Raw genomic sequence first — 13831 nt, 5'->3', positions numbered from 1 at the left:
TCGCGGGGCGGCAGTTTGCGGCCCGAGCCTGCCCGGCACGTCCGGAACCGAAGCGTACGACGGCGGCCGCGCGCCGTCGTCGTACGTCCCGCCTTTGTGCCTGGTCAGACGGCTGTCGGCATGCCTCCCGCCGGCATCTCCTGCGCGTTCACGGCTTCCTTCTCCGCGCCGTCCATCGCCCCCGCGGGCATGTCCTGTCCTTCGCGGCTCTTGTGGCCGTCGGTTGTCACGCTCTCGGCCATGGCGCCAGGCGGCATCTCCACCGTTTGGGGAGCGCCGGCGTCGGACGAGACGTCCGTGCCCCCGGCCATCGCCGCAGCCCCGGTCGACTCTTCCGTGAGGAAGGGCATGTTCTGCCACCTGTGCCACATGGCGTTGTCCGTGCCGCGGACAAAGACTTCCAGGCGGCCGTCGGCGTTGCTGCCCACCGTGATGTTGGAGGTGAGGATGCCGCCCAGGGTGTGCCAGCCTGACCAGCCGCTGTTCGGCGCGGTCTGCCACATGTGCCAGAGCGTGTTGTCGGTGCCGCGGACGAAGGCCTCAAGCCGGCCGCTCGCATTCCTGCCCACGGCGATATCGGAGGTGAGGATGCCGCCCAGGGACCGCCAGCCGGACCAGCCGCTGTTCGGCGCCGTCTGCCACATGTGCCAGAGCGTGTTGTCGGTGCCCCGGACGAAGGCCTCCAGCCGGCCGTCCTTGTTGCTGCCGATGGCGATGTTGGATGTGAGGATGCCGCCCAGGGAGTTCCAGCCGGACCAGTTGCCGTTGGGTGCCGCTTGCCAGCGGTGCCACAGCGCGTTGTCCGTGCCCCGGGCGAAGACCTCGAGCCGGCCGTCCTTGTTCTTGCCTACGGTGATCTCGGAGGTGATGACGCCGCCCAGGGGGTTCCAGCCGGACCAGTTGCCGTTGGGTGCGGTCTGCCAGCGGTGCCATACGGCGCCGTCGGTTCCACGGGCGAAAACCTCCAGCCGGCCGTCGGCGTTGCGGCCGGTGGCAGGCGGCCCGGTGATGACGCCGCCCAGCGAGTTCCAGCCGGCCCAGTTCCCGTTGGGGGTTGTCTGCCATCGGTGCCACAGGGCGTTGTCGGTGCCGCGGGCAAAGATCTCCAGCCGGCCGTCCTGGTTGTTGGCTACGGCGATCTCGGTGGTGATGACCCCGCCCAGGGAGTTCCAGCCCGACCAGTTGCCGTTGGGCGCGGTCTGCCACCGGTGCCACACGGCGCCGTCGGTGCCGCGGGCAAATGCCTCCAGCCGGCCGTCCTTGTTGTTGCCCACCGAGACATCCGAGGTGATGACGCCGCCCAGGGAGTTCCAGCCGGACCAGGCCTGCGGGGCCGCCGGGTAGAGGGCACGGAACCCGTCGATGTCGTCCTGGGTGAGGGTCCGCTTGGTGAAGTTGGAGGACACGGTGGGGGCCATCACGGCGTTCGCCACGCTGGAGTGCGCCAGCCCCACGATGTGGCCGAACTCGTGCAGGGCCACCGTCTCGATATCGAAGGCGCTCGCCGCGGCACCCACGCTCCAGACGTGCTCACTGTCATCGAAGTGGACCGGCTTGGGCAGGGTGTTGGTGACCACGCTGCAGCCGGGCGGGAAGTCGGCGTGGGCCAGGACCCCGCCCACCATCGAGTGGTCCGGGTCCGCTGCCGGCCGCCAGCCGATGCGGATGTCCGGGCTGGAGCCGAGGGCCACCTCGGTGAAGGTCAGCCCGCCCACGTTCTGCCAGGTCTGGATGGCACGGCGGATGGCGTCGAAGTCAGCGGTGCCCGCAACGTCGTCGGTCCCGGTGTCAAACGCGTAGGTCAGGGTCCGGTCCGTCCACGCGCACTGGGTGGCGAAGGCGATTGCGCCGCCGCGCATGTCCGGAAGGCCGCAGCGTGCCTGCATCATGACGTCGCGGGTGGCGTCGTCGAAGACGCCGGTGACGGGCAGGTGGAAGAATTCCTGGAAATTCTTCAGGGCCCCTTCGGTGGGGTCGTCCAGGACACCGAGCTCTCTGGGGGTTGCTTCGCCCAGGTAGCCGAACCGCTCAAGGTAGCTTTGCACCTTGCTGAACCCCGGATGCCGTTCCCCCGCGGCGGTGTTTTCGACGGCGGCCAGATACGGCGCCGCGCGGTACTGCTCTTCAGTCATTGGACTCTCCTTGATCTGTTCGGATGCTTCGCAGGATCTGCAGTGCGGTGTCCCGTTCCGCGCCGGGGGACAGATGGACGACGGCGGTGGCGCGGCCGGGGAAGGTGGCGGCAAGGGTGCGGATTCCCTCCTCCTCGAACGAGACAAAGTCCGCGGTGCCGCTGCCCACGTTTTCCTGCCAGTGCTCGTAGCCGGGTTTGGCCGCGTAGCGGGTGAGGGGGTCGGCGAAGGGGCTTGCGTCGACGGTCAGCCTGATGCCGGCGCCTTCGAGGACAGCGGCGCCGCCCTCGATGGTGTGTTCCTGTGAGGGGGCCAGCTGTTCCGGGACGACCAGCGCCAAACCGGCCACCCGGAGGGAACTCCACGGCTGCCCCATCATCACCCGTCCTCACGCGAACGAACCACAGGAATAAGTCGATCAGACGGGCGTTACTGCACCGTTACTGCCCGGGGGACGCCCCTTCCGTGGGCGGCGACGCGGGACCGGTAGGATTTGCCGCGTGATGAGAAACGGCAGGCGCATGCAGGACTGGGTCAAGTACGCTGCACTCGCGGTGCTGGCGGTCCTCGCCTTTGGGGTGGCTGCGCTCGCGCTGATGAACCCGGGCGGCCTGGGGGCGGCCGTGGAACCTCTTCCAGCCAGCACCCAGGTGTCCACGCCCGCAGCCTCTGTGGCCTCGAGTTCTCCTTCGGTTCCCACCGCCACCCCCACTCCCACGGCGCCTACAACAGGACCGCCGGCGGGAATCGAGCTGGCGGCCGAGCCGGTGGTTCTGATCCTGGGCGATTCCTACACGGCCGGGGATGGTGCTGATGCGCCGAACCAGGGGTGGGCCTACCTGGTTGCCAACGCGCTTGGATACCCCACCAACATCGACGGCGTGGGCGGAACCGGCTTTGCCTGGGGCGGGGGAACGCAGGACGAACTGGGCGGCGAGTACGAGCTTCGGCTCCAGGAGATTGCCGCCACCCCGTCCTTTGTGCCGAACGTCCTCATCCTGCAGGGCGGCCAGAACGACGCCCAGATCCCCAACCCGGAGGAGGTCAAGGCCGCCACCACGCAGACCATCCTGGCGGCGCGCCGGTTCTGGCCGGGGATCCAGGTGGTGGTGCTGGGACCTTCGGCGCCCCAGCCGCTGGCGGAGGAGCTCCGCGCCACGAACACCGCGGTCCGTGCCGGCGCCGAGGCAGCCGGCGCCCCGTTTGTGGACGCCATCGACGCCGGCTGGTTCACTCCTGCCAACAGCCCGGAGTTCGACGCCGACGGTGCCCACCCGAACTCCGCCGGCCACGCCTACATTGCGGAAAAGTTCCTGGAATCCTGGGCCACCCTCACCCAATAACCCTCTGGAGTTTTTGGGCAGATATGGCGACTTCCAAGGCCCTCAGCCCGCCATATCTGCCCAAAAACTCTCACCGCGGGCAGGGGAGAGGTGCCGCTTCGGATCGTAGTCCGGCGGGGCTGGTTCCCAGCCTGCGTCCAGACTTCATCCAGCGCAGTTACCGAAACGTTATATATGCTTGCTTAGTGGTTTTTAGGTCTAGCAGCGGAAATTCGTCAGTTTCGGAACGCCCCTCAAGCCCGGAAGGCGGGCTGATTTCAGGGCGCAAGCATGCCCTGGACGGGCTTCGCACCATCGCGGTGGCGGGCGTCTTCTTCTTTCACGCGGCAACCGAACAGATGCCCGGTGGATTCATCGGGGTGGACGTGTTCTTCACCCTGAGCGGCTTCGTAATTACCCTGCTGATCATGAAGGAGTGGCAGGCAACCGGCAGGCTGCGGCTGGGGGTCTTCTACGCCAAGCGGCTGGCCAGGCTTTGGCCGGCGCTGCTGGCCCTGTGCGCGGTCATCCTCGCGGTGGGCTTTGTCTTTCCCGCATCGGGCTGGGGAGGGCAGGCGGAGTTCGTCCTGCCGGCGGCGGGCTACGTCATGAACCTGGCGCACTTCGGGATGTTCGGCAACTCCATCACCGGCGAAACCCTCGGCCCCACCTGGACCCTCGCCGTGGAGGAGCAGTTCTACCTGGTGTGGCCGCTGCTCCTGCTGGTGATGCTGCGGTTCTGGCGGGTCCGCACCGTGGCTTGGGCTACGGCCGGCCTGGCCGCGGCCTTCCTGCTGGAGCGGTTCGTGCTGGTGATGGCCGGCGCGCCGCTGGGCCGGCTGTACAACGGGCCGGACACCCGGGCCGATGAACTGCTGATCGGGTGTGCCCTGGCCCTGCTGCTGGTGTGCACCAGGCCGGGTTCCCGGGCCCACGTTTCCCTGCAGGCCGTGTCCCGCCGGGCCGCGCTGCCGGCCGCCCTCATCCTGCTGGCGGCACTGTTCCTGCTGGAAGAACCGCATACGCCCGGCCCTTGGTTCAGCGCCTTCTGGACCCTCGGCCCCACGGTGCTCTCCCTGCTGACAGCTGTGCTGCTCGGCTCCCTTGTCCTACAGCCCGCCGGGTCCATGGCACGGTTCCTCAGCCACCCCTGGCTTGCCGGGCCTGGCCGGGACCTTTCCTACGGAATGTACCTCTGGCACATCCCCGTGTACCTGCTGCTGATGCCACTGGTCCCGGAGCTGCCGCTCCGCATCGCGCTCTCGGCGGCCCTCACCGTGTTGTTCGCCTGGGCGTCCTTCCGCCTGGTGGAGCGGCCGCTCCGGCGCTGGGCAAACGAAAGGCTGGAGCCCGCCGTCGTCCGTCCGGTCCGCAATGGCGCGCCGGAGCGAGAACTCGCTACTGCGGGGCGGGGCGCTTAAAGATGAGGGGACCGGTGACTTTTTGCGGATCTGCGCTGATCCGCCGCCTCCGTCACCGGCCCCGAGTCTGGTTCTCAAGTAATCGAAGGGGTGTTGGTCCCGCAGGGCAGCCCTCCAGGCATCACTGTGCACCCAACAACTCAAGACGAGGGACAGATACGGTCAAGAATTCCTCAAGATTCAAAGGCCTGGGTTAGGCGGGTGGCGTCGGGAATGCCATCCTTCAGACGGCCAGGAGCCTGTGCGACTAGAGCGTCTCGGGGATCGGCCGTCCCGGGAAGAGCGTTGCGTACTGTTTCCGGTACATGCGGCGCCCCACGAGTTTGTACGCGAGGCGGACCGGCGCGGGGATCTCGGCGAACAGTTCCTTGCGATCCGCGGGCGGGTTGGTGGCCAGCACCATCCCCAGGTAGGCAACCATGAACTTCTTGTCGAACTGCTTGACGCCGTGCTGCCCGATGGCCTTGCTCTCTTCCTCGGTCATCACCCGGTCAGCGACGGGCATCACCTCTGTGACCTCGCGCCGCAGGTGCACATTCAGGACCGCCGACAGGTCCTCATAAAGCCCGGCGAGCTCGTCACCCAAAGCGGCGTCCGGCGTCTCCATCCAGCGCAGGCGCAGTGGCTCGATGGCCTCCAGCCGTTGGGTGACCTGCCGGTGCTGCTCAAGCATCTGCGCCACATGCAGCGCACACGCCGGGGCCCGCTGCTCCAGCTGGGGATACATCAGCAGGTCCTCGCCCTCGTGGTGGATGTGGAGCACCTTGTCGAAGTTGCCCAGCACCTCGCCCACATACGCGGCACGGGCGGGGTCGCCGGCATTGACGGAGCGGACCAGGCCCGGCGCCTCGCTGTACGCCCACAGGAAGAACCGGTGGATGCGGCGCATGGCTGCCGATCCGCCGCACAGGACCGGCCCCGGAGGAAGGGGAGCTGCGGTCTCGCCGGGCTGCATGGTGAAGAAGTCGGTCATGATGGGCCCCTAACTCGTCGTGAGACAAAGCCCTCTCCCCGCGAGCATGGTATCGCTTGCCTTCCTGCCGGACAACGGTGACCGAAATGCGTCACTTACAACCTGCAGGGTGCCGGGGGCGTCTGGAGTTCCGAAACACGACGGGAACTGCAAGCCCATAAATCACGCATTCCGGTTTTCACGACCGGCCGTTGCCCTCATGGCCGAGGGATGATTCGCTGGAGGGATGAGCGATAAGACACCACACACAGAAGATCTTCCGGACGACGAGCATCTGCGGAACGACGTCGTCCCGGCAACGCTGGACGAGCACGAGGCGTCCCCGGACGAGCATTTCACGCCCGGCCTGACCAACGCCGGCCAGCAGGTAGGGGGACTGGCTTCAGCCACGGGCTACGGCGACAAGCAGGACCCGGACGAGCTGGATTCCAACAACCCCGTCTGACCCCGCCACATGGGGCCGGCGGCCGTGGCCCCCAATGGTTGCTTGCTGTTTACCTGGAAGACGTTGTCCCGCGCCCGGGCATTGCCAGAAGATGATGCGACGGCGGGGCTTGCGTTGATACCAACCGCGGCGCCTGCCAAGAAAGGCGGGGCTGGTTCTGACGGCAGCATTCCGGAGCCAGCCCCGCTGAAACCAGGAATAACGAAGAGCACGACTTTTCGGGGATTTGCTTGGCGGTGCTGTTTGCTCAACACCGCCAAGCGCTGAAACCGTCGGTTTCCCGACTCAAGGCTGCGGTACCACTGGACCCAGCTCCAGCTGCACCCCCATGCGCCGCGGCCTTTCAGAAACTACTTTGGACCGTCATCCTCAAGCGGACGCGAAATTGCCGTCAAGAAACCGTCAAGGCTTGGGCAGGTTAAGTGTCCGAACCCCCGGGAGTCCGCCGGACCAAACCGGCACAGGACCTGCGCAGCTACCGAGGAAACACCCAGTGCCCGCGTCCGGGCGGCCTACTTGGCCGGATACTCCTGCCGCCTGCTGAAGCCGACGTCGTTCAGGCCCTGCATCATGTCCGCGACGCTCTTGTGCGCCCCAGCCTCCTTTCCGACGACGGCGACGGCCGCCACTTTGCCGTACATGACCGGCCGGCCCTGGTCGTCCTCCTCCGACAGGTCCGCGTCCAGCCGTTCCAGGACCTGCTGCGCCACGCTGGCGGGGTGGCCCATCCAGATGGGCGTGGCCAGCAGGAGAATGTCCGCCGCGAGGATCCGCTCCCGCAGTTGCGGCCACTCGTCCCCGTCGCCAGTGTCCACCTGCACGCCGCGCTTCACGTTGTGGTCCACCACCCGCAGCGAGGACACCTGGACGCCCTGGCTGCCGGGCGGGCACCACCTGCGGTGCCCGCAAGCGATTCGTGGACACGATTCGTCCCGGATGGGCCACCCGTTTACCAGGTGCAGCGGGAAGGGAGGTTCAGACCCGCACTGCACCCTCGGGCTCTTTACCGGGCCGGTGACGCTGGCGCTTCCGGTGGCCACGACGCACCAGACAGCCTCCGGCCTGTCGCTGGAGGCCACAGGGCATTTCACGTCGGTGGAAGCAACTGTCCCAGTCCTGCCGTCAGGCCCGGCTGCAAGTCTCGCGTTGGCCGGAGCCGGCTCGCAGAGATGATCGGTGCGGACGCCCGCACGCCAGGTGAGTCGGCGGTGTTCTCGGCGGAATTCAACATCGCCCCGGCCATGGTGGGCATTGCAATGCTCCTGATAGCGGGAGTCTTCGAGTACGGCCGCCGGCTCGAGAAAGACACCGAGGGGCTCGTCTAGTGCCGGCGGAGGAGTCGTCAAACATCCACTGCCACCTGGACGATCTGCTGGCAGACCGCGGCATGACCCTGTGCTCGATTGCCAGGTTGGTGATCTGCTGACAAGCGTGCGAAACCCGTGACTGCGGCTTCACCGGGATAGGCGCCCGGGCGGAAACTCCTGTTCAGATCTTGACCCAACCCGCGGCGATCCTTCGGCCAACCTTGACCCGCCGGGCGTAGCTTGTGGCCATCAGACAGTTCGGATTCGAAGGGGAGTGGAAGCAATGACGCTTACTGAGTACGTTGTAGCCCTTGGCAGCATGCTGGCCTCACTCGGGGCTGCCGGCCTCCTGGCAGCCGGAGTGATCCGCGCAAAAGCCCGCCACTAGGGCGTGTCAGCCAGATGCTGATTGCCCGGAGGGCCGCTCCGCCGCGGTAGGTGAGGGCGAGTTTGTCTAGGGTGTTGCCGGCGCCCGCCGCTGTTTGAAGATATCGAAGTTGGCTCCACGACGTTGCGGCCTTTGTAGTCTTCCTTGTCAAAGGCGGGGGGTCCTGATGCCACCTCACCGCGGACACGGTTGGGGCGGGTGCGGGTCTGCCGGGACCGGCGCGGTTGCTTTTCAGCTGGTCCATCAGCTGGGTGAACGTGGGTGCATCTTCGCCCTGCACGGGGCAACCAGCAGCAGAGGCCTGCCTTCACCGTCGACCAAGGCGTGGATTTTGGTGCTTAATCCACCGCGAAGCGGCCGATCGCGTGGTCGTGGCTCAGGAAACAGATTCACGTAATTCGAGCGGGCCCCTGTGGTTCGGGGGAAGATTGGTGCCGCTTGCTGGCGATTATCTGAAAAATGATGCCGCCTGGTCCGGCGCGTTGGACTTCGGTGACGGTGAACCCAGCGCCTACGAGGTATGGCACGGGGTTACGGGTGATGTGTTCGCCGCTCACTAGCACGCATAACGGTTCGACTGCACGCATCATCAGATGCCCGAGGGCGTGGGTGGGGCGGCCGTGTTCGGCCAGTATGAATGACCCGCCCGGACGGAGCACCCGGTAAGCCTCGCGGCTGGCTGCCAGCGGATCAGGAATCGAGCAGAAAGTGAAGGTTGAAAGGACGGTGTCTGCGCTTTCGGACGGCAGGGTCAGGGCCTGCGCGTCACCGTGATGCAAGTCGATGCGCTTGCTCGCTACGCGTTCGCGGGCGATGGCGAGCATCTCCTCGGAAAGTTCAATCCCCGTCACGTGCTGCGCGTCCGGGCCGTACAGGGGAAGGTTCAAGCCGGAGCCAACCCCTATCTCAACGACCTTCCCGCGGGCCATCGATACAGCCCAGGCCCGGGCTCCAACGGCAATATATCGTTCAAAAAGACGCATCCACCTGTCGTAAAGCGGCGCATTCCTGTTGAAGGCTCTCGTAATGTCATTGTTGGTGGTCTGGCGCATGTCGACCTTCCCGGGTAGTCAGGTCGTCATCGTAACTGGGAGGAAGTTCCGGTTGCACGAAGCCACGGCAAGAGCGGCAGTCCCGGTAGAAAGTACGGCTCAGCTGCTTATTTTTTGCAGGCGTAGTCGTAGTCGAGTCCGGCCGATACGTATTGGGTCACTGTTACGGGGCTGCTGGGCGTCAAGCCAGGAAGCGAGCAATTTGATTTCGCTCCCCGCAGGGTTTTGGCACCTGCCAGCCAGCTTGGCAGCCCATCGAGGGAGCTGTCGGCCGGCACGGTCCCGGCGATGATTCCCCACTGGTAGCTTGTCGAGTAAATCCCGACACCGGCGTCCTTGCCTTCGGCGTCCGTACGTCCGGCAGTGATGGTCTGGAAGTAGTCGACCATCCCTTCAAGGGTTGCCCGGTTCAGGGCTGTGCTGTTTTCCTCGCCGGTCTGCCAGCTGTTTTCTGTCTCGACATCGAGCCACCAGAAATAGCTGCCAGGGTCCGTCACGCCTCGTTCCTTGGCGTCGTCATAGGCCTTCGCGTAGCCGTACACGTATGAGCAGGGAAGGTCGACCGGGCCTTCAAGTTCGCCTTTGCTTGCGGGCTCGCACTTACCGTAGGGCTCTGGGACCACCACGTCTTTATACACATTGGATGCTGGCCACCAGGAGCCTTCATGTCCAGGATTGGCCGTGTTTACGTACAAAGAAATCTGGGGCTGGGTGGGGTGCCCGGTGGTATTTTTCTTGGCCCATGCGAGTTGCTCAGCGAAGCAAGGGTTGCTGTTATTAGCCAGTCCGCCGGTGACGCCTATGATCGCGAAAGCCTGCCCGGTGGGAAGGGTATTGATCTTGTCGCATTGGGGCCAGGATATGTCGATGCCCACAAGGTCCTTATTCTGGGACGGCGGAGCCGCTGCCACCGGAACCGTTCCTGTGGCCAATAGCCCGAAAAGGGCCAGGAACGTGTAAGCCATCTTCATCCCGTAACGTGCCATGACCAATGCTCCCGTCACCTGCTGCTTATGGTGTACATGCGCGTCCTGCGCCGTGCCGTCCGGCCCGTACCCGGAGGTGGTAAGACTTTACGCTGGCATGGCAAAGGGTGAAAGACCGCGAATCCCCCTATTTCGGTCGCTAGCGAAGGGATGGGTAGGCGGTCGCCTGCGGCGTACGGCCGGGGTGAATTCATCTTGTCTGGGATTCCCAGGTCAGGATCGAGGAAGAGGATGCCATGGCTGCCATGGCGGCAGCGAATGAGATTGCCGACGGCGGGGAGTACCCGCTCCTGGTGGGGGCTGGGCCTTGAACGACCAGCACCGAAACGCATCCCGGCCACTGCCGCGTAAACGATGCTTACAGGATCCTTGGCAAATCCTGCGCTGATCCGGCGTGTGTTGGTGTAGGCCAGGGCGAAGACTTATGAGGCATGGCATTTGCTGTGCCCGTAATTTTTCCCCCCGGGACAAGACCGGGGGAGGGGGCTGGAGTCTGGGAGTCTTATGAGAAAGCTTCGTTTTATTGCCTGCGTCCTGGCGCTGGTGGCAGGGATGCTGGCCGGTGCGGCTCCTGCCGTTCACGCCGCCACCCCGGCCATCAGCCTGAACCCCGCCTCGGGGCCGGCAGGAACATCAGTGACGGTCACCGGGACAGGGTTTCCCAAAAAGAGCCTGGGCACGGTTACTGGTGGCACCAATGAGGTGCCGTTCAAAACCAGTCCTTCGGGTTACTTCAAGGTTGATGTGGTCATCCCGGTGACGACCGACCCGGCGGTTGCCATCAAGGCTGTATCGGGAGCAGCGCAGGCAGTCGCGGGTTTCACTGTCACCTACAGCTCACCATCCACCACCACCGAAGACACCGGGGAAACGACAACGGTCTCCGAACCAGCCCCGACAACCGCCGCCATCAGCACAGCCGCGCTGCGCTTCGGGGTCGGGACACCCGGAGGACCATTGGCCGGCGCAGAACTGGATGAGGTGGCAGCCCTGGCCGGGGAGGCGCCTTCGATCATACTGTCCTACAAGGACTTCAACCAGGCGCCTCCGCTGACTGAACTCGATGCTGTGCGGGCCCGTGGTGCTGTTACCTTGCTGACTTGGGAACCGTGGACCTGGGGCGGCGGCACGGATCAGCCCGCCTACGCCCTTGACCGCATCGCCGCTGGAGACTTCGATACTTACCTGCGGGGCTGGGGTCAGGCGCTGGCCAGTTGGGGACATCCGGTGATGCTGCGGTTCGGGCACGAAATGAACGGCAACTGGTACCCCTGGGCCGAGGGTATCAACAGCAACAGCTCCGGCGACTACGTCGCCGCCTGGCGGCATGTCCACGACGTGCTCGAAGCGACCGGGGCGTCCAACATCACCTGGGTCTGGAACCCTAACGTTCCCTACTGGGGATCGACGCCCCTGACCGGGCTGTACCCCGGATCCTCCTACGTGGACGCCGTCGCGTTGGACGGTTACAACTGGGGGACATCAGCGTCATGGAGCTCTTGGCAAGAGCCTTCCCAGCTATTCGGACAAGGGCTGTCAGAGCTCCGCACCCTGGCGCCGGGCAAGCAGATCCTGATCGCTGAAACGTCCTCGGCCGAGCAGGGCGGCTCCAAAGCCGACTGGAACACTTCATTGGTCAGCTACCTTGCTGCCCAGGGCGATGTCACAGCTGTCACCTGGTTCCACTTCAACAAGGAAACTGACTGGCGTATCAACAGCAGCAGCTCATCTGCTGAAGCCCTGGCACGGGCTTTGGCCGCCCGACCGAAGTAACTACCAACTCGGGCGCGGTGTTTGATGAGGTGCTAGTAGTCCACATGGACATCCAAGTCCTCCGCGGCCCTTCCGGTGATCCGGGCCGCAGCGGCACGGACGGCTTCCGGGATGTCCTCATGCAAGGAGCCTGCTCGCCACCGGGCAGTGGTGAGCAGGCTCCTCGTGCTTGTCGCGCCTGGGCCGCTGTCTCCCATCATCTGCACGACAGCCCTGCCCGGTTTAGGCCTACCGAAGGCGCCGTCGTCCGTAAAGCCGCCTGCGTGCCTGGCCGGGTAACGGGAGGATTCGTGACGTCCAACTTCCGGTGAAGTTTCTCTCCCAAACCCCTTTACGCGCCCGGTCCGGTGTTATTAACATCGTTCGTGTCATAGTCCGGATGGGCGCCGGGGGCGTCCGGGAAGGGGGAGTGCATCACCGCTGATCATTACCGAATGACAATTGACCACTACGTTGAAAGCCCCTCCTAGGAGGGGCTTTCCCCTTGCCGGGCGTTCCGCCTTCTGGCAGGGCGTTTTCCGGGCTAGGGGGTAGGCCGGATGGCGGTATCGGCGCTGTAGGAAGTGACCCTGGAAGCGGGGCCGCTGTCGAGCACTTTCGAGCGGACCGTGGAAGCGTCCAGGACGACGTTCTGTGCTTCGACGTTGCTCACAACATGGTTGGTGGCCACCACGTTGCTGTCGCCCCCGGCGATGAGGACCATCGTGGGCTGGGCATTCGGCGGGACGATCCTCTCCGGCGAGACATCGTAGGCGATGAGGTTGTTGGAAAAGAGGTTGTTGTCTCCCGCAATGTGAACCACGCCGTACAGATCGTCCAGGCCGTTGGATACTCCGAGGAACGGCGGGAAACCTTCCATGCCCCGGCGGAAGTGGTTGCCGGTGATGAGGTTTTCCTTGCAGTTGTTGGTGAGCCGCATCATCCCGGGGAAGAAGCCCTGGAACCTGTTCGAAGTCACCGAGCACCTGTTGCAGCCGGTCAGCTCGACCAGGCTCCTGCCCCGGGGAAACAGGTTGTTACCGGTGATGAGAAGACCTTCGTGATTCTCCGCCAGCAGGGTGGCGCCCTCCGGCCCGGCGCCCATGAGGTTGTCACTGATGATCGTCGCCTGTCCCGCGCCGGTGAGTTCTACGCAGTTGCCGCATTCGGCGATCATGTTGTCGTGAACGCGCAGGGCGTCGGCGCCGCGGACTATGAGCGCGTGCTCCAGATACGCAAAACCCATGCCGGTGATGTGGAAGGAGTCGTTGTCCGAGGCGACTTCAATGCCGGTCCTGCCGTTCCTGTAGCTGTTGCCGTCCGGCGGGAACTCCACGCCATCAAGGCAGAAGTCGCGGAAAACGACTCCGGACAGGCGGGGACTTCCAGCCCCGCGAACCAGGAAGGCCTGCGGCGCTGCTGATTGGGTGAGGACACGGATGTGGCTGCCGCCGGGCTGCAGCTCGAGCCAGCCGGACGTGTCCGCATTGTCCTTAATGCTGCGGGAGAAGAACCCGTGGCCAAATCCCGCAATGGTCAGGTAGCTGATGTCCACCACCACCTGGGTCCGAAGATCGTAGTCTCCCGGGGGAATGGTGATGACGGCACCGGGCCTGGTGTCCGCCGTGGTCTGGCGCCTCTTGATGTCCGCGATGATGTCGTTGATGACCGCACCAATGTCCACCTGTGCCGTCACCTCCGGCCGGCCCTTGATCTTCCACGAGGTGACGTCGTAGATGTTCGTTTCTTCCGGGCTGTCAGCGGCGTGTGCCGGTGCTGTAGCGCCGAAGGCCAGCGCTCCGGTAAGGGTGGCAACAGCGCCAGCGCCTAACAGCCTGCGTCGGCTCGGGTCCACCGATACCGAATTTTTGTCAGTCAACGCTTTTCTCCTCAATGCACAGTGGAATGTGTGGGCTATCCGGAACTGCAAGGCATTGGTTTTTTGCAGCACAGAGCGGCGGGTCTTGATGGCCTCGGTGTACGCGTCTGTAAATGGAAGTGTCCCTGCTCTCCGTAGAGCCGGAAATTTCCAGGCGTGTGCCAAAACGATTGG

Annotated in this window: 12 protein-coding genes; 5 read left to right on the top strand and 7 right to left on the bottom strand. The window is 64.9% G+C overall.

Annotation, left to right across the window (positions count from 1 at the left end; translation table 11 throughout):
* Window positions 1-104: 104 nt before the first annotated feature.
* Both AC5RU7_RS04095 and AC5RU7_RS04090 read right to left on the bottom strand, forming a co-directional pair.
* Complete coding sequence (locus tag AC5RU7_RS04095) at window positions 105-2132, bottom strand: DUF8189 domain-containing protein (protein WP_494051171.1); 2028 nt, start codon at window positions 2130-2132, stop codon at window positions 105-107.
* On the bottom strand, window positions 2125-2511 hold the full coding sequence (locus tag AC5RU7_RS04090) for a hypothetical protein (RefSeq protein ID WP_494051170.1): 387 nt from the start codon (window positions 2509-2511) through the stop codon (window positions 2125-2127). Before AC5RU7_RS04090 ends, AC5RU7_RS04095 begins: the two co-directional genes overlap by 8 nt.
* Window positions 2512-2635: 124 nt before the next feature.
* Here AC5RU7_RS04090 and AC5RU7_RS04085 point away from each other — a divergent pair, with 124 nt between their 5' ends.
* Together AC5RU7_RS04085 and AC5RU7_RS04080 are read left to right on the top strand one after the other, a co-directional pair.
* Window positions 2636-3475 carry an SGNH/GDSL hydrolase family protein gene (locus AC5RU7_RS04085; RefSeq protein ID WP_494051169.1) on the top strand — a complete coding sequence of 280 codons (840 nt, stop codon included), beginning with the start codon at window positions 2636-2638 and terminating at the stop codon, window positions 3473-3475.
* 185 nt (window positions 3476-3660) lie between these two features.
* A complete protein-coding gene (locus tag AC5RU7_RS04080) occupies window positions 3661-4875 on the top strand; it encodes an acyltransferase family protein (RefSeq protein WP_494051168.1) in 1215 nt (404 codons plus the stop codon).
* A 247-nt stretch (window positions 4876-5122) separates the two neighbouring features.
* On the opposite strand, the gene AC5RU7_RS04075 is transcribed toward AC5RU7_RS04080, so the two are convergent.
* Complete coding sequence (locus AC5RU7_RS04075) at window positions 5123-5848, bottom strand: hemerythrin domain-containing protein (protein WP_494051167.1); 726 nt, start codon at window positions 5846-5848, stop codon at window positions 5123-5125.
* A gap of 226 nt (window positions 5849-6074) precedes the next feature.
* Here AC5RU7_RS04075 and AC5RU7_RS04070 point away from each other — a divergent pair, with 226 nt between their 5' ends.
* Window positions 6075-6293, top strand: a complete 219-nt coding sequence (locus AC5RU7_RS04070) for a hypothetical protein (RefSeq protein ID WP_494010237.1) — start codon at window positions 6075-6077, stop codon at window positions 6291-6293.
* A gap of 512 nt (window positions 6294-6805) precedes the next feature.
* Here AC5RU7_RS04070 and AC5RU7_RS04065 read toward each other — a convergent pair.
* Window positions 6806-7156, bottom strand: a complete 351-nt coding sequence (locus tag AC5RU7_RS04065; protein ID WP_494051166.1) for a flavodoxin family protein — start codon at window positions 7154-7156, stop codon at window positions 6806-6808.
* A 306-nt stretch (window positions 7157-7462) separates the two neighbouring features.
* On the opposite strand from AC5RU7_RS04065, the gene AC5RU7_RS04060 reads away from it, so the two are divergent.
* Complete coding sequence (locus AC5RU7_RS04060; RefSeq protein WP_494051165.1) at window positions 7463-7618, top strand: hypothetical protein; 156 nt, start codon at window positions 7463-7465, stop codon at window positions 7616-7618.
* 759 nt (window positions 7619-8377) lie between these two features.
* Here the strand turns inward: AC5RU7_RS04060 and AC5RU7_RS04055 are convergent.
* Window positions 8378-9040 carry a class I SAM-dependent methyltransferase gene (locus tag AC5RU7_RS04055; protein ID WP_494051164.1) on the bottom strand — a complete coding sequence of 221 codons (663 nt, stop codon included), beginning with the start codon at window positions 9038-9040 and terminating at the stop codon, window positions 8378-8380.
* Window positions 9041-9147: 107 nt separating this feature from the next.
* Complete coding sequence (locus tag AC5RU7_RS04050; protein WP_494051163.1) at window positions 9148-10026, bottom strand: glycoside hydrolase family 25 domain-containing protein; 879 nt, start codon at window positions 10024-10026, stop codon at window positions 9148-9150.
* 504 nt (window positions 10027-10530) lie between these two features.
* Here AC5RU7_RS04050 and AC5RU7_RS04045 point away from each other — a divergent pair.
* Window positions 10531-11799: a glycoside hydrolase family 26 protein gene (locus AC5RU7_RS04045; RefSeq protein WP_494051162.1), complete on the top strand. Its 1269-nt coding sequence runs from the start codon at window positions 10531-10533 to the stop codon at window positions 11797-11799.
* A gap of 523 nt (window positions 11800-12322) precedes the next feature.
* Here the strand turns inward: AC5RU7_RS04045 and AC5RU7_RS04040 are convergent.
* On the bottom strand, window positions 12323-13657 hold the full coding sequence (locus AC5RU7_RS04040) for a NosD domain-containing protein (RefSeq protein ID WP_494051161.1): 1335 nt from the start codon (window positions 13655-13657) through the stop codon (window positions 12323-12325).
* Window positions 13658-13831: the final 174 nt, after the last annotated feature.

This window comes from Arthrobacter sp. K410C (assembly GCF_059090105.1).
The sequence above is the reverse complement of the archived record's forward strand: the minus strand, read 5'-3'. Positions and strand labels throughout refer to the sequence as shown.